This is a genomic window from Microbacterium sp. NPDC076895, assembly GCF_040687115.1.
Lineage (GTDB): Bacteria > Actinomycetota > Actinomycetes > Actinomycetales > Microbacteriaceae > Microbacterium.
The window spans coordinates 1-15,428 of sequence record NZ_JBFBMQ010000013.1; the positions used below are offsets into that span (position 1 = coordinate 1).

Sequence of the window (15,428 nt, forward strand, 5' to 3'; positions counted from 1 at the left end):
AGCAGCAGTTGGCGCTACTGATCCTCGGGGACCTCGACCCCTACCCGCCGAACCTCACCCGGCGAGCCTCACCCCCACCGAATGTCCGAAGAGCCGGTTTCCACCTAACCCTGAGCACTGGACATCCACTCGCCTGAGAGGATTGGGGAATGACGTGGACGGATCGGCTGGGTGAATTCGGGATCTGGCGACGCAGCACCGAGATCAACGAAACACTGGCCGTGGAGATCGAGCGGCTCGGGTACGGCACGATCTGGCTCGGCGGCTCTCCCGCCGCCGATCTCATCGAAGCGGAGCGCCTGCTCGATGCCACCGAATCGGTCGTGCTGGCCACAGGCATCGTGAACATCTGGATGTCTGATGCCGCCGAGCTTGCCGAGTCGTACCGTCGGATCGCCGCGCGGCATCCCGGCCGGCTCCTGGTCGGTATCGGCTCAGGTCACCGGGAACGCCAGCACGAACGTGCCAGGCCGCTGGAAGCGATGAGCAGCTATCTCGACGTGCTGGATGCCGCGGGCGTGCCGCAGGAAGACCGATTGCTCTCCGCCCTCGGGCCGCGGATGCTCGAACTCGCCCGCGCCCGCAGCGCGGGGACGCATCCGTACCTCACGCTGCCAGCTCAGACGGCCGAAGCCCGCGAGACTCTGGGCGACGGGATTCTTGTCGCACCGGAGCAGACCGTCGTCCTCGACACCGACCCGGTGTCAGCACGGAAGGCTGCACGGGAATTCCTGACGCCGTACCTCCGCCTGAGCAACTACAGCAACACCATGAAGCGCGGCGGATTCAGTGACGATGACGTTCAGGGATCGGGATCCGACGACCTGGTGGATCGCATCGTGATCCACGGAGACGCCACGACCCTTCTCGAGGGGCTCCGCGCGCACCTGGCTGCCGGCGCCGACCACGTCTGCGTCCAGGCCGTGCCGAGCGTCTCAGCGCTCGAGGTGTACCGCGCTCTCGCACCGACGCGGCGGTCAGTCACGGACTCGTAAGCGGGTCGGCCGCATCGTCGCGAGCTGCGGCAGCAATCTCCGCGGGCTCGAAGGGGTGCTCGCGGCTCAACCCGCGGCCGTAGGCAGTGCCGAGCAGACCTGCGGCGACAAGGGTGCCGGCGGAGGTCCCGAGGCTTGCCAGACTGGCGATGAGCATCGCGGCGATCGCGAGACCCATCATCCAGCCTGTACCCGCAGGATGGGCGAGCAGAGCGATAAGCCCGAAGATCATACCCGCAACCACCACCGCCGCAGCCGGCCCGACGGCGAGATACCAGTAGTGGAGCGAGTCGACGCCGGGCGGTGTTGACGACACATAGTCACGCGAGGCGCGCCACGTCCATCCGAGCACCCACGCGACGCTCCCAACGGCGAGAAGAGCGAGCATGAGGCGAGCCAGAAGGTCCCGAACGACCACGTGGGCGATCACAGCGCCGACGACGGCGAACACGAAGGGACCACAGATTAGGACGATCCCGGGGATCAGGTAGCTGATGCCACCCGCACAGACCCACGACCCGTTCGCCTCGACCTGAGGCACGTCAGCCTCGAAGTAGATGCTGCACTGCATGTGCAACTGGTCTTTCAGCAGGAATAGCGAGCTGGCGCCGCCGATGGGAACGAGCATCGCTGCACCCAGGGGCCAGAGGGCAATGCCGCTCGGGATATGATCCCGCCGCGCCGGCTGAGGCAAGGTCGGAGCGCGCCTTTCGGCGGCAAGAGCCAGACCGAGCGCGACGATCGCCGCGGCGGCCCCCGCGATCGCGGCGATCCACAGGACCCCACGAAGAAACATCATCCAGAGCAGCACCAGCGAGAGTATCGCCGTCACGAGGGATGCTGTCAGCGTTGCGGCGGCGACGCGAGCGTGTGGTGACGGTGATGCATAAGCGTTCGTCCCCGCGAGCACCGCCAAGCTGAGCCCGGCAGCGATCGCGGCGACCGCCGTGCCGGCAACACCGAAGGTCATCGCGACACCCCATGGTGCGGCCGAGCCCACGTTGTGCACCGCCAGCAGACCAAGCGCCGTACCCACGACAGCACCGACGATGAGCGCTGGCCACATCGCGCGCGAGTACGCCGAACGCAGCCTCTCGGCAGAAACCGTAGCCATGGCATCCCACCCCTTCTGTAGCGCCGACTTCTGTCGACCGCAATCGAGCAGCTAAGCTACTATCGTTTTTCGATAGATTGCAACCGATAAACGATAGGAAGAAGCGGATGCAGAACGTGGTGATTGTGGCAACGAAAGCCCTGATCGTGGTCTTGTTCGCCGCGATCGTGTCCTGCCAGGCGGTGCTCATCCCGATCAACGCACGTGGCTTCGCCATCGCGGCGCCCGAGTACGCCGCGCTCGAAGCGCCGGGAGTCATCATGGTCGACGCTCTCCTGCTGTGCGGCCAGGTCGCCCTGATCTGTGTGTGGGCGCTGCTCTCGCGCGTCGGGCGGGAAGAGATCTTCGACACGACGGCACTGCGGTGGATTGACGCCATCATCGGCAGCATCGTTGTCGCGGGCCTGCTCGTGATTGGCGGACTCGTTGTTCTCGGCCTAGCGAATGCGGGGAGCCCCTTCATCGCACTCATGGGCCTGATCACGGTCATCTGCGCGGCCGGTCTTGCCCTCGTGGTCGTCGTGTTGCGCGGTCTGCTTCGCCAGGCCACGCAACTGCGCCAGGACCTGTCAGAGGTGGTGTGATGCCGATCGTGATCGATCTCGACGTCCAACTCGCGAAGAAGAAGATGAGCGTTTCGGAGCTCGCCGCCGCCATTGACATCACCCCCGTCAACGTGTCGGTCCTCAAGAACGGCCGAGCCAAGGCGGTGCGCTTCTCCACACTCGACGCGATCTGCCGCGTGCTGGAGTGCCAACCCGGCGACATCCTGCGGTGGGAACCCGACGAGGCCGGCGTCAGCGGCGGCGAGTGAGCGGGTGAGCACCACCTCGGGCGTCGCTACGCGGGCGATCAAAGCGCTCGCGATCCTTACTCTCGTCGTCGGCACAATTGTGCTGTGCGGAGCCACCGTTCTGTTCGTGATGCTGAGCGGCGACGTCGGCTACGACAAACCGGTGACAGCGGCCGGGTGGCTGGAAGAGATCGCCGAAGCCGCGTCAGCCAGGAGCTCAGCGTCAGCGATCCTCAGCGTCACCCTGATCGTGGTGTGCGCCATCATCGCCATCGCCGCGTGGAGACGATCCGTTGACTGGTTGGCAGCCGGCCTGGTGTGCGGTGTGCTCCTCTCGGGCTCGCTCGTGCTCGTCGCGTGGGGAGACGACAATGTCCACAGGCTCACCGAGATGGCCGCATCCGCGATCGGCAACACTGCCGCGATCCTGCCGCCGGGAGGCACGACGCCAGCACCGGATCCCCTGACTGTCACGCAGGCGCGAGACGAGATCACGCGGATGCTTCACGCCACGATCGAGGCGAGCACGCGGCCCCTTCGGACACCGGAGGACGTCCCCGTTACAGTCCACCAAACGCCTGTCTCGGCAGTTCCCTGCGGCGAGGTCGGATCTCGACTGACCGTTGACCTGGCGTTCCGCACGGGTGACAATGCCGCCTCGGCGACCCGCATCCTGGCAGCCTGGGACCGCGCTGGGTACATGCCCGATCGCGCGATGCAGGAGGACATTCGCTACAGCACTGAGCTGCCCATCGAGCGGATGAGCATCCGTGACAGCACGTCGGTCGACGGGATGCTTCACCTCAGGCTCGAGACCGCGTGCGCCGTCGAAGCTACGCGGTGAAGCTCTTGCCGGGCCAGTAGGCCCACTCGACGAAATGCTCGACTCGCCCGTCGGGCGTGAAGTCGAGCTCCCAGAGGTCGAGGTACTCCTGCTCAGGGTCGCGATACGTGACCCGCACGCGCACGACAGCGTGAGAGCCATCAACCGTCACCGACTGGATCTCCATCTCGAACGGTTGCGGATCGTTCCAGAAATCCTCGATCGCTTCGTGCCCGACGAGCGGTTTTTCGTATGGTGACGTGAGGTAATGCGCGTCCTCGGTGAAAAGATCGCGCACCGCTGGCGCGTCGCACTCGCGCCAGGCTCTCTTATATTCCGCGACCCAGCGCTCTATGGCATCCGCATCCATGGCTCTCACCTTTGCACGCGGTCCCGACAACGTCCTGGCAAGCCACCTCGCACGCGCGCCATCGCGTCTCCCGCTTCACACGACGAGGCTCGGCGCGCCCTCACTCAAGGAGATCGTCGAAGACATTGGACGTGCTCCGCGCACGGCGCCTCGATCCGTCGTTTCACCGTCGAGGGCGCGATTCCCAATTGCCGAGCGATCGCGGCCGCGCTGACCCTGGAGTTCTCACGTAGCGCCGACAGAATGACGGAACCCCAACCGAAGGGGCGACGGCGACCCGCACCGTAATGCAACCTGCCCTGCTTACTCACACAATCCGTGCGCCGTTCAGCTCTGCTCCGCGATATGAGACGACTGGCGAACGCTATCGCGTGCCCCGCGATTTCGCACGCGGCGCCGCCGAGCGCGGCGGGTTCTGCCGCATGTGCTCGCGCACCAGGCCCAGAATTCGCGCCAACGATTCGATGTCCGAGCGGTCCAGGGGAGCGAAGAACAGATCACCGAGTACCGCGATGTGCCCGAGAAAGACCGCGGCGAGCACTTCGCGACCCGCGTCGGTGAGAGCAACCTCGACGCTGCGCTCATCATCCGCCGACGGGGACCGCGTGACAAGGCCACGCTGCTCGAGCACCTGTGCCTGATACGTCAGCCCACTACGGCTGTACACCACACCGTCCGCAAGGTCGGTCATCCGCATCGACCCATCGCCGGCATCACCGAGCGTCGCGAGCAGCTGGAACTGCACATAACTCAGGTCACCGGCATCCTTGAGCTGCTGCTCCACCGCGTGCTTGAGCAGGCTGCTCGTCTCGATCAGCGAGAAGTAGGCCCCGAGTTCGATCGCATCGAGAGACTGCCGGTCGGATGTCATAACCCCACCCTAGCGATATTTCTGATTCGAAGCACTTGCTTCTAGTTCGAAGCAGTGTTATGTTCGTCGCAGTGCTTCGAATGCGAAGCAATATCGACAGGAGAATGTCATGAAAGCAGTACGGTTCCACGAAACGGGCAGCGCAGAGGTTCTGCGCTTCGAGGATGTCGACACGCCAGTTCCCGGCCCCGGTGAGGTGCGCATCCGTGTCGCCGCGTCGGCGTACAACCCCGCTGATGGTGGAATGCGAGGCGGGTTCCTGCCGATCCCGATCTCACTTCCCCACATTCCCGGGTATGACGTGTCCGGCACGATCGATGCGCTCGGCGCAGGAGTCGATCGATTCGCCGTCGGCGATCAGGTTGTCGGATTCCTCCCGATGACCGGCGACGGCGGGGCTGCCCAGTACGTCGTCTCCCCCGCGACCGCACTTGTCACGGCGCCCGAGAGCATCCCGCTGGCCGACGCGTCCGGCCTCCCCTCGGTGGGCCTGACCGCCTGGCAAGCCCTGTTCGAAGCAGGTCGGCTCCAGTCGGGCGACCGCGTACTCATCAACGGCGCCGGCGGGCCCGTCGGCGGATACGCCGTTCAGCTCGCCAAACGAGTGGGCGCTCATGTCATCGCGACGGCAAGCCCTCGCAGCGCTGACAATCTCGCCGCCAACGGCGCCGATCAGCTCGTCGATCACACAAAAACATCGGTGCTGGACGCGGTCACCGAGCCGGTTGACCTGCTGCTCAACCTCGCCCCTATCACTCCGGAGGGGTTCGCGGCGATGGCGGCGCTCGTACGGGACGGCGGCGTCGTGGTGTCAACGACCCCTCGCGTCGAGACGCCCAGCGACGAAAGTCGAGGGGTGCGCGCCGAGACGGTCTACGTCCATCAGGATGCCGATACTCTCGCCGAATTGGTGAGGCTCATCGACGCAGGGGAACTTCGTGTGGATATCGCCCACCGCGTGCCGCTGAGCGACCTCGCTACTCTGCACGCCGACGCGGACGCGGGGACGGTTCACGGAAAAGTCATCGTCATCCCGCCCGCGCTGTGACGTCCCATCCGGTCTCGAGGGGCCTTGTCGCTGAAGGCGACGCCCCCTCGGGATCGGCTGCACCACACGATTGGTGCGCCTAAGGGAGAGGCTTGGAAAGAATTCAGGGGCGGTGGAGGTGTTGTTCCGGGCGCTCCGTACCGGTGAAGTAGGGCGAGCACTTCTCGCGGAGATACGTGCTGAAGCACACGTCGCTGGTCGTGCACGACGTCTGGACGAACGAGAAGTTCAGGAACTTGTAGCTGCGTATCAAGCAGGTGCTTCGATCGCCTCGATCGCGCGGCAGTTCCAGCTGGCACACGGCACTGTGTCCTCGCATCTCCTAGCCGCCGGAGTCGTAATGCGAAACGACGTACAGACCTACGAGCGGCATCAGATGCTAGCCCTGGCGAGCGAAGGTCATTCGCTCAACGAGATCGGACGGCGCGTGGGACGAGACCCGAAAACGGTCAAGTCCGTGCTCGAAGCTGAGAACAACCGAACCTCCAGGGCAGGGCTGCTGGGCCCAAGGATTGACAACAGCGGGCCGACCGCGAGGAGCAGAAGCTAGGTATGTAGTGGCCCGCCAACCTCAGCGGTCGATCCTAGCGTTCGCTTCAAGTGAGAAGTTCACGACCGAGCCCGGCGCCCAGTTTGTGTTGCGACTAGGGATCCACCGACTCCCACGAACATCATGCCGAGTAGCGCGACCCACGGCGCCATGTCGCTTCCGCTCGCAGCGAGTGATGAGGCGGCGCTAACAGTCAGGGGGGTGGAGACGGTAACCGACTCCGCTCGAACCACGATGCTGTGCTGTCCGGGCGTAGTTGAGGCTGGCACCGTAACCTCAAGCACGAACGCCCCGCTTGCCGAGGTAACTGTCGTTCCCAAGAGTTTCGGAGTTGAGTGCAGTTCGACTCGCACGTCAGCCTGCGCAGGAAAGCCGGTGCCAGTGAGCTCGAGTGTCTCACCGGGCGAGACAGTTAGCGCTGACAATTGCAGGAACGCTTTCACTTCTCCAGTAGACGCGGGAGAGGGGGTGGGCTCGGGGGAGGGTGTATTCGTCGCTGTCGGCTCGGGTTGTTCATTTCCGTCACTGAGTTCGGTGAGTGTCGCGAGAACTGAACTCGCAGGAGGCTCGTCGTATAGAGCTGCGGCTGCGGCGTCAGCCGCGAGCCCGTCACGCACCTCACTATCGGTGAGGTCCAGCCCGGTCAGCACCGCAGTTGCGTCATCGATACCGTCGCCTAGCGCCTCCGAATCGAGACTAATCAACAGTTCCACCTCTCCAGCGGAGAGTGCGGATGCGTCGAACACGAGTGCGGTGTCCCGTGTCGAAGCAGCGTCAACGGTCACGTCGACGGAGGGGACGCGGAGCCCGGCAACAGACCCATTGACGGTGTATGTCTGCCTAGAGGAGCCAGGGTTGATTACACGTACATTCACGACCTGCCCGGCCCTGCCTGCACCAAACACATTAGGGCCTAGGACTTCGATGGCGCCATCACCGTCGATCGCAGCGATGTCGAGCTCGTTCGCGATCTCGGGGGTGATCTCGATGTCATCTTCCGTTGCCAGGATCGGTGCAGTCTCGCCCAGATCCCCGATAGATCCGCCATCGAATCGAATGTTGGCCCAGTCATCGAAAGGGGCGCCACGAGAGTAGTCAAGCCGAGCCCCAGGCGTTAGTCCCACGAGTTGATACAGGTAGTTCATGACACTGCGGTAAGCCGAGTCATACTGATACGTGGTGTGGTCGACGCCGCCATGCTTCAGATCGAGATTGTGTCCAAGCTCATGCATGAGCGTGCCGCGCTCCTGTATTCGAGTGAACCCGCCGCTCCACGCGCCGTCGGCGACAACGAGATCGGCGCCGGGGATGCCGCGCGAGATGCCTGAACTGTCACCACCGCCGTATCGGTCGGCATATACCACGTAGTGGAAAACGTCGCTCCGAAGCGAAGCAAAGTTCGCTTCTTTGAGGGATTCGAATGCTGTCCAGTCGTAGACGCCACCAGCGGTAGACCCGAGGTTTCCAACCCAGGCGACGGGATTACCGCCGCCGAGGTTAGCACCGGGGGAATGGATACCTGCGTCCAGGTGAAGCGTGATTCCAGTGGATCCGTCCGGGTTGTCGTATGGTGCCGCCGCGAAGGCGTCTACCACGTCGCCGAGCGCGGCGCGGTCGGGCGAGAAGTTCTTGGCACCCCAGCAGAGGAAGAGCAGGCAGGTCGGTGGCTTCTCCATCCAATCGATCTCTAGAAAGATGTCAGCACGTTGGGAGTCGGCACCAAGGGCAGCCAGGTCCACTTCAACGTCGCCGTCTCCGTCGTAGTCGATGCCGTTCTCTTCCCAATCGTCCGGCAGCCCGTCGCCATCGGAGTCGGAGAGAGAAGCAACAGTTCGTTCGCAATTCTCGCCGTAGAGCCAGCGGAAATTATCCAGGAGAACGGCCGAATCATAGATCGAGTCGCCGATGTCCTGGATCGAGAAGATAGCCGTCACCCTGCCCGTGTTGATGTCTGTCTCGAGCGGGGTGACAGCTACCAAGGGGTCGGTCGTCCCGTCCATCGCCGTCCCGGTAGCGTCGTGAAAGCCGAGTACGGTGTTGATCGAAATGAAGTTGCCATCCGAGTCGTAGGCGAAATTGTTGCGCGCGATTACCTGCGAGCCCTCAAACTCGAAGTGACTCTCTCCAAGTTCAGCGGTGAAGATATCGTTGTACTCGCTCCCTACGTACTCCGGGTACTCCTCGGAAAGGAACTGGAAGTCGACGGCGAGACACGTCGCCTCGGCCGGGGGCGTCAGTTCGAGCAGCAACTGAGAGAGATCGTTTCCGTCCGCTCCGCTCGCTGCGCCCAACTCAGTCGAGAGAAACGTGTCGGGCGAGCCCCCCACGACGTCAGCCGCGTTGCCCGTAGACAAGACCACATAACTACCACCCGCACGAGGGAAGCTGGCGAAGGGCGCACTGGATACTGCGACCGCGTTGGCGGAACCTGCGGTCGTGACACTCCAGACATCACCCCCGGGTACATCCATCGCGTCGGAGAACCCGCTCGGTGCGGCGCTGGCACTCGCAGCCGGAACCATGAGGGCACCCAGAACGAGAACGGTGGATCCGACAAAAGACACGATTCTACGCACGCGACAATCCCCCCGGAAACGCGCCTGACGAACGAGTTAGCGAGACACTAGCAGAGTTCCGAGAGCCCTATTGCACACGCTATGTCTGCTAGGGAACGTCGAGGTCAACGGTCTCCAAATCGATGCCCTCCCCCAGGATCGCCCCATCGAGCCGAATGTCGACCTGCCGAGCGCGCAAGGAGCCAAAATCGATGGGCACAGCGAACTGGACCGAGCTATTCGCGGGAACAGCAACCGCATCGGATTCGAGTACGGTCTCAGCGGCTAGAAGAACGACTCTGTACACGTCGTCGACATTGCTCACGTTCTCAACCGTCAAGCGAAGCGCGCCGGCATCAATATCGGCGACCACATCACTGATTCGCCCGTCACCGCCCGCGACGGACACTCCACGTTGTTCTGCTTCTTCTTGGGTAATGCCGCCGTCTCGAGACTTCCTGGAAGTTTCGCCAGCGTCAGTATGACCGGCGCATCCCGCCAGCCCCCAGACGGCGGCGAGAAAGACGAGAACAAGCGCTGCGAGAACAAGCAAGCGAGTGCGATGATTTCGCCCGCCTGCCCGAAGCACAATTGGCTTATCAACGGAAGCTTGAGGCTCCGCATCAGTTTGCGTGTGCGCAGACGAAACGAAGTCGCTGTCACTCGCGACCTCTTTAGCCGGCGGTTCGGTCGGGCGGTTCGCTCGCATATCCGCGATTGACTATGACGTACGGTCCCCGATTATGCAACGGTTTCGGCGTTGTGGAATAGACAACAGCCGAAGTGACTTATCTACGCCAGAAGCTCCTCGTCCTGCACTCGGCAGCTCACGCGCGTCCATCATGGGTCAATCGGCATGGATGTCCCGCACACTCATGCGGATTGTCCGCGCGGATCAGGCTCCGAGAGCGTTGAAGAGCCCACGCGTGCTCCACAACCGCGTTCAGCGACACGTCCCGCCCGGCTACCCCTCATGTCTCAGCGGATACCCTGCAACGGCGGCTCAGAACCGTCCGCATCCGATGCCCATACGGAGCGCGTCATGACTAGGTTGCCACCCCAGAGCTTGAATCCATACTCTCCCGGGTGCGAATTCGATAGAAGCCAGCGCCCTTGCCCCGTGGTGGCGTCGCGAGCGAAAAGCTTCGCATCTCCGCCGTCAGCTATATACAGCGTGTTGGAAGATGCTCCGAGCGGCGCGCGCCAGGTGTCGCCCTCTGCCCGCACCGAGATGTCGTACAGGGCGGCGCCGTTCTCGGCGTCAAAGACGGTGAGATTCGCGTTGTCCTCTCCGACCGGTAGCAACAGGATCCCGGCCGCGGCTGAACCGAAGATCCCGTGCGGATCGGGCGCGATCACTCCGGTCGTCCACAGTTGGTTTCCGTCGGATGCGCGGAGCACCTGTGTCCAGCCGTTGGCCGCAGAAGATACCAAGAGCAGATCAAGATCGGGCACACCGCGAACCTCAACGTCCGCCGGAAACTCAAGGGTCCACGCCGATAGACCATCGTCCTCATTAATGAGGGAGACCTTCGACCACTCATCAACATCGACGCGACTCATCATGCGTCCGTTCAAGTCGAAGTATGTCGCCTCGGGAGACGGGAGCCAGCCGCCGCTTAGTCCGTCTTCCAGGCTCAAGACACGATCTGGAAGGAGCAGCGACGCACCTACGATCCGAGGTTGCTCGCCCTCAACAAAGCTAGTCTCCCATCGGGTCGCGCCATCATCGGGGTCGTAGCGCACCACGGTTCCGGCGGGATCGTAGAGGATAGCGTCCCCGTCAAGTGTCTCCGGCATGCCGAGAACATCCGGCCACTCGATTTCCCTCGCACTCCCGTCGGAGAGACTGACTAGGAACAATGACGAGATCGAATCCGCCATGGATGCACGCACCACGGCGTAGCGCGACCCAACGAACGTTGTGATCTGATCGATGCCGCTGATATCGGCGCCCACTTGAGTCGACCAACTCTCGTCGCCCGTTGTCGTATCAACCAGACTCAACCAGCTCGACTCGGCCCCTCCTGCGTCCCGAACCCGCCACGCAAGCAATACGCGATCCTGGGCAGTTGTCACTGAACGCTCAACCAACGCGTCCGCTCCGTCGTCGAGGACCGTAGGTCCGTCTACGGCCCAGACGCCGATGGACGGCGTCTCCGTGATGTCAGCGACGGCAATCCCGCTAGCGAAGAATCGCGGGACGATGAGAATCGCTGCGGCGGCAATCGCACCAGCCGCGAGCAGGAAGAAGAAGGTGTTGCGGGCGTAGTGGGTTTGACGTCGATCCCGAACGCGCGATGTCGGGGCTGAGTCCATGCCGGAAGGAGGCGCATCGGTAGATGTCGTCGGAGTGAATGGCACTCCGGTCGGGGGCGGCGGAGTGTCGAGCGACGCGATGCTCGGGGCACCGGGGGTAGGAGGAGGGGGAGGCGATGCCACGAGGCGGCGGGTAGCAGCAGATCGAGCTGATCGGTCACCGTGCGCGGCGATCCATTGCAGGAGTTCGGAGTACACCGCGGGGTGGGCAACAATCTCGCCGTGGAGATCCGGCTGCGAGATTGTTGCCTGCCAGAGCTCGTCCGCAGTCGCGTCCGGCCCAATGTTTGTGGTGGTGGGTTCCGTGTCGCTCACGTGACGTCTCCCCGGCTCTTTCAGGGTGCTCGAGTAGTGCGCGTACGACGGAACCTACGTGTACGTGCGGGCAAGTCGCGGCGTGGGTCGCCAATACGAGCGGGAGCTTAGCAGACGACCCGGACAAGCAAAGACCGTCCGCTGACATGCATCGCGAAGGGCCCAAAGGGCACCGCGAAGGGTACGGAAACCGCGCATGCGCCGCGTTTGTGTGGTGACGCGATGTCGTGGTAGGGATGTCTTGTTGTTGGTAATTGTGGGGATTCTCGATGGCCGGGGTTCCGCGCGAAACGTGCTCGGACATCTCGCAGGAGGGGATTCGTGTTGTTCCACTCGTGGTGACTATCGCCAGCGAGTTTGAGATCACGCTGGGGGCTCAGGTGACGGTTCACTCGTCAAGCGCGGACGATCTGTTCGGTCCCGCCACCGCTGGCCCTCGGCCTGCACCTCGTTCGGGGACAGGCGCGCCCACCGGAACATCGCTAGCCTCTCCGAGTTCGCCCCCACTGGGCGGATTCGATCTCGGGCCCGCCACCGACCCCGCATTTTCTATCGTCCATCCTCCTCTCGCCTTGCTCTACACCGCGACCCTCACTGCCGCAATCGCCATCGCACTCGTGCTAATAGCAGGCGGCACGGCGCCCGTCGCGGGCGTCGCGTGGCTTCTCGGGGGTCCAGTGACGATTGGTCTCACGGCAACATTCCAGCGAGTCGACACCAAGCGCCGCACCCAGCTCGGCTATTCGATGGGACGTGTACTACTCGCGCGCATCCTGTACGTTGGAGCGCTCACCCTCGGGATGATTGCCGTCATCGTTGCTGCGATCAATTTGGCACTCTGGGCCGGACGAGGGTTCTGATCTCATGCGCCGCCGAGGACTACGCCAGATGCCGAGCAGGCACAAGTATCGTCTGGCAGTCGCCACGTATGTCGCCGCATTCGGGATCAGCCTCGGCCTTCTCGCTGCCCCGACCGCAGCTGCCGTTGATGAAGGGAGTGCGGGTTCGCCAATCGATCGACTGGGAGGGTGTCTCGCAGGTGGTGGCTCAGGAGACGTGATACTGCTCATCGACGAGTCGTCGAGCGTGCGAGACACCGACCCGGAAGACGCGCGCGTCACAGCAGCGACGTATTTTGTGAATCAGCTCGGCACCTACTCGATCGACAACGGGGGCGAGATCAACATCCAGGTCGCCACGTTTGCGCAGAATTACACACCCGTGACCGGCTGGATCGCCCTCAACAACGAAGGTCTCGGTGAGGTACATAACGCGGTCGAGTCACTCGCCGAACGGGACGCCGGTTGGGAGACGGACTACTGGACCGCGCTCGCTGGCGCGCAATCGACCCTCTCCGATGCGGCCGCGGCCCGCGGGGAGGCCACATCATGCCAGACGATCGTGTGGTTCTCGGATGGGGAGATGTGGTTCAACCCATTCCCCCCGACACCTAACCCAAAGGGCTTCGCACCGGGACTAGCGATCGACAGTCAGGCCTCGGCAGACGACGCCTGGAATCTCGCCCACACCGACCTGTGCCGTTCGGGTGGACTTGCCGATCAGCTGCGCACTTCCGGGATCATCACTTTCGGGATCGGCCTCGACGGGGCGGACATCCCGCCCGGCGGCTTCGATCTGATGGAGTCGATTGTGACGGGATCCGCCGCCGGGGGGTCTACGAGTTGCGGCGACGCGACCGACCCCACGCCCGGTGACTTCTTCCTCGCCAGCGACATCGACAGCCTCCTCTTCGCTTTCGACCAGATGAGCACCCCGGGCCAGCGGCCCATCGTCCAACAGCGCGGGATTTGCCAGGTAACTGTGTGCACAGCGGAGGGCCACCGCATCGTTCTCGACGCCTCGACTCCGCTCGTCACGATTCTCGCTACTTCCGACCTCACGGGCGCAATAGTGTCGATGCAGGCACCCTCGGGTGAGATCGTCGAGATCCCGAGAGACTCGGGCACCACGACCGTGGGCGGAGCTGATATCTCTTACGAATGGAAATCCGACAGGTCCGTATCGATCGCGATGAATCAACGCGATGCGACCGTCTGGAGCGGCCTGTGGCAACTCGCATTCACCGATCCGAGCGGGTCCTCAGAGGGCAAGACCTCGCAATCGAACATCCGCGTGGAGGGCACACTTGTGCCGGTGTGGCCGGCCGCGGATGACACCGCCCTGCACACGGGAGAAGTTCTCGACGACATGACGGTCGGACTCCGCGCACGCGACGGCGCGCCCGCTGACCTGGATGTGATCGAGGGGTCACTGGAATATTCGGCCGTGTTCCGCGACAGCGAGGGTAACGCGGTCACCATCCTGCGGACGACGGACCCCGCCAGCCTCACTCAACCGCACCCGCTCGATTTGTCGGACGCGGCTCTCGGTGCGGCCACGATCACCCTGCAGAGCAAGATCACGACGGCACCGACGACCTTCGACGGAGAAGTTGTTCCGGGCACACCGCTAGAACCCGAGACGATCACATATCGCGTCGTCGTACTTCCCCCGCTCGAGTACCCGACCATCGGCACCTCGGTTGATTTCGGCCAAGCTGAGTCCGACGTCGTCAAGCTGTCGGCAGTCCTGCCTGTTACAGGGGAAGGGTGCGTCCGTCTCGGAGGTGAAGTTAGCGTCGCAGCTGGCCCCGCCGATATCGGAACCGTGTCGATCCGCACGAGCCACGACGGGTGCGTGCCCGGAGGTCTGGAGGGTCTCCCCCTCGAGTTGACGACCGAGAACCCAGGCAACGGCACGCTCAACGGAAGCTTCCCGGTGCTCCTAGAGCCGGCCGGTGGCGGGGATACACTCACCGCCCAGGTCACGTTCACGGCGAACCTCTTGCGTCCCATCGCTCCTCTCAACTTCTGGCTCACGCTCGTCCTCGCCCTTTTGCTTGGCCCCGGCATCCCGCTCGGCATCCTGTATCTGACGAAGTGGGCCATCTCCACGATTCCGCCCCGCCTCCTCTACGGATTCGTCGTCGACGTCGAGATCAACGAAACCGGGGTGCGGCGTGACAGCGAACCGTTCTCAATCCGCCCGACCGACACCGCGAGCCTTGTCCGCATCCCGCCGCGCGCGAGGCGGATCGAGATCGATGGGATCGCCCTTCGCACCCGGCTGGGCTGGTCGCCGTTTGGGCGTGGATGGGTGGCTGTCGACGCGGGCGAGATGAACAGTATCTCGAGCGCAACTCCCAACACCGATGTCTCGGGACTACACGCGCGGTTGCCGCTCGATATTCACAACCATTGGGTGCTCCTACGCGCACCAGGTGCGCCCACGGGTCGGGCACAGCTACTGGTTCTTCTCGGCGGCAATGACGCGAGGACGATCGCTGCCTTCGCGCAGACACTCAACGATCGTGCGCCACGAAGACTGTCGGAACTGACCGCTCGCGAAGCGGCAGCGGGTATCCCCGTGACAAGCCACGTCTCGGACCCGTTCGGCCCAAGCGCCGAAATCGCACCTACACCGAGTCCGTTCGCGGCGGCACCGGGGTCCGATGGTACCGCGGTGTCACCGACCCCGTCGACGAGCAACTGGTGGCAGTCCGTTGGAGAGGCGGATTCTTCGATCGAGAGTCCAGATGCTTTGCCCCGCGCTATCGACGCACACAATGACGAACCACCAGCCGATCAAGGGTGGACGCCATGGAAGTGACAGCGC

At 63.6% G+C, this 15,428-nt stretch carries 14 protein-coding genes; 7 read left to right on the top strand and 7 right to left on the bottom strand.

The window, feature by feature from the left end:
• Positions 1–149: 149 nt before the first annotated feature.
• On the top strand, positions 150–995 hold the full coding sequence (locus AB0O89_RS11400; protein ID WP_363497573.1) for an LLM class F420-dependent oxidoreductase: 846 nt from the start codon (positions 150–152) through the stop codon (positions 993–995).
• On the opposite strand, the gene AB0O89_RS11405 is transcribed toward AB0O89_RS11400, so the two are convergent.
• Entirely contained in the window at positions 982–2,109 is a 1,128-nt protein-coding gene (locus tag AB0O89_RS11405) for a hypothetical protein (RefSeq protein WP_363497576.1), read from the bottom strand. The two genes, AB0O89_RS11400 and AB0O89_RS11405, sit on opposite strands and share 14 nt — an antisense overlap.
• A gap of 107 nt (positions 2,110–2,216) precedes the next feature.
• Between AB0O89_RS11405 and AB0O89_RS11410 the strand changes: the two genes are divergently transcribed.
• Genes AB0O89_RS11410 through AB0O89_RS11420 form a run of 3 tightly spaced genes read left to right on the top strand, consistent with a single transcriptional unit; the run spans position 2,217 to position 3,746 of the window.
• Entirely contained in the window at positions 2,217–2,693 is a 477-nt protein-coding gene (locus AB0O89_RS11410) for a DUF2975 domain-containing protein (protein ID WP_363497579.1), read from the top strand.
• Positions 2,693–2,923: a helix-turn-helix transcriptional regulator gene (locus AB0O89_RS11415; RefSeq protein WP_363497582.1), complete on the top strand. Its 231-nt coding sequence runs from the start codon at positions 2,693–2,695 to the stop codon at positions 2,921–2,923. The genes AB0O89_RS11410 and AB0O89_RS11415 overlap by 1 nt, the downstream gene beginning before the upstream one ends.
• A 4-nt stretch (positions 2,924–2,927) precedes the next feature.
• Complete coding sequence (locus AB0O89_RS11420; RefSeq protein ID WP_363497585.1) at positions 2,928–3,746, top strand: hypothetical protein; 819 nt, start codon at positions 2,928–2,930, stop codon at positions 3,744–3,746.
• On the opposite strand, the gene AB0O89_RS11425 is transcribed toward AB0O89_RS11420, so the two are convergent.
• The 3 genes from AB0O89_RS11425 to AB0O89_RS11435 form a co-directional block, all read right to left on the bottom strand.
• The gene (locus AB0O89_RS11425) at positions 3,736–4,095 is read right to left on the bottom strand and encodes a nuclear transport factor 2 family protein (RefSeq protein ID WP_363497588.1); all 360 of its coding nucleotides are present in this window, start codon (positions 4,093–4,095) and stop codon (positions 3,736–3,738) included. The genes AB0O89_RS11420 and AB0O89_RS11425 overlap by 11 nt on opposite strands.
• A 104-nt stretch (positions 4,096–4,199) precedes the next feature.
• Positions 4,200–4,406, bottom strand: a complete 207-nt coding sequence (locus AB0O89_RS11430) for an AsnC family transcriptional regulator (RefSeq protein ID WP_363497591.1) — start codon at positions 4,404–4,406, stop codon at positions 4,200–4,202.
• A gap of 53 nt (positions 4,407–4,459) precedes the next feature.
• A complete protein-coding gene (locus AB0O89_RS11435) occupies positions 4,460–4,966 on the bottom strand; it encodes a MarR family transcriptional regulator (protein WP_363497594.1) in 507 nt (168 codons plus the stop codon).
• A gap of 109 nt (positions 4,967–5,075) precedes the next feature.
• Between AB0O89_RS11435 and AB0O89_RS11440 the strand changes: the two genes are divergently transcribed.
• Entirely contained in the window at positions 5,076–6,014 is a 939-nt protein-coding gene (locus AB0O89_RS11440) for an NADP-dependent oxidoreductase (RefSeq protein ID WP_363497597.1), read from the top strand.
• A 609-nt stretch (positions 6,015–6,623) separates the two neighbouring features.
• On the opposite strand, the gene AB0O89_RS11445 is transcribed toward AB0O89_RS11440, so the two are convergent.
• From AB0O89_RS11445 to AB0O89_RS11455, 3 genes are all read right to left on the bottom strand, one after another.
• Entirely contained in the window at positions 6,624–9,086 is a 2,463-nt protein-coding gene (locus tag AB0O89_RS11445) for a choice-of-anchor L domain-containing protein (protein WP_363497600.1), read from the bottom strand.
• A 142-nt stretch (positions 9,087–9,228) separates the two neighbouring features.
• Positions 9,229–9,672 (bottom strand): hypothetical protein, encoded by a 444-nt coding sequence (locus tag AB0O89_RS11450; protein ID WP_363497603.1) that lies wholly within the window; start codon positions 9,670–9,672, stop codon positions 9,229–9,231.
• A gap of 425 nt (positions 9,673–10,097) precedes the next feature.
• Positions 10,098–11,438 carry a PQQ-binding-like beta-propeller repeat protein gene (locus AB0O89_RS11455; RefSeq protein ID WP_363497606.1) on the bottom strand — a complete coding sequence of 447 codons (1,341 nt, stop codon included), beginning with the start codon at positions 11,436–11,438 and terminating at the stop codon, positions 10,098–10,100.
• A gap of 887 nt (positions 11,439–12,325) precedes the next feature.
• Here AB0O89_RS11455 and AB0O89_RS11460 point away from each other — a divergent pair.
• A complete protein-coding gene (locus tag AB0O89_RS11460; RefSeq protein ID WP_363497608.1) occupies positions 12,326–12,613 on the top strand; it encodes a hypothetical protein in 288 nt (95 codons plus the stop codon).
• A gap of 196 nt (positions 12,614–12,809) precedes the next feature.
• Positions 12,810–15,422: a VWA domain-containing protein gene (locus tag AB0O89_RS11465; protein ID WP_363497610.1), complete on the top strand. Its 2,613-nt coding sequence runs from the start codon at positions 12,810–12,812 to the stop codon at positions 15,420–15,422.
• Positions 15,423–15,428 lie beyond the last annotated feature (6 nt).

Coding starts and splice junctions, on each gene's coding strand:
- AB0O89_RS11445 (WP_363497600.1), bottom strand. CDS start 9,086: ATGGTTCCGGCTGCGAGTGCCAGCGCCGCACCGAGCGGGTTCTCCGAC.
- AB0O89_RS11415 (WP_363497582.1), top strand. CDS start 2,693: ATGCCGATCGTGATCGATCTCGACGTCCAACTCGCGAAGAAGAAGATG.
- AB0O89_RS11440 (WP_363497597.1), top strand. CDS start 5,076: ATGAAAGCAGTACGGTTCCACGAAACGGGCAGCGCAGAGGTTCTGCGC.
- AB0O89_RS11435 (WP_363497594.1), bottom strand. CDS start 4,966: ATGACATCCGACCGGCAGTCTCTCGATGCGATCGAACTCGGGGCCTAC.
- AB0O89_RS11455 (WP_363497606.1), bottom strand. CDS start 11,438: ATGGACTCAGCCCCGACATCGCGCGTTCGGGATCGACGTCAAACCCAC.
- AB0O89_RS11425 (WP_363497588.1), bottom strand. CDS start 4,095: ATGGATGCGGATGCCATAGAGCGCTGGGTCGCGGAATATAAGAGAGCC.
- AB0O89_RS11400 (WP_363497573.1), top strand. CDS start 150: ATGACGTGGACGGATCGGCTGGGTGAATTCGGGATCTGGCGACGCAGC.
- AB0O89_RS11405 (WP_363497576.1), bottom strand. CDS start 2,109: ATGGCTACGGTTTCTGCCGAGAGGCTGCGTTCGGCGTACTCGCGCGCG.
- AB0O89_RS11410 (WP_363497579.1), top strand. CDS start 2,217: ATGCAGAACGTGGTGATTGTGGCAACGAAAGCCCTGATCGTGGTCTTG.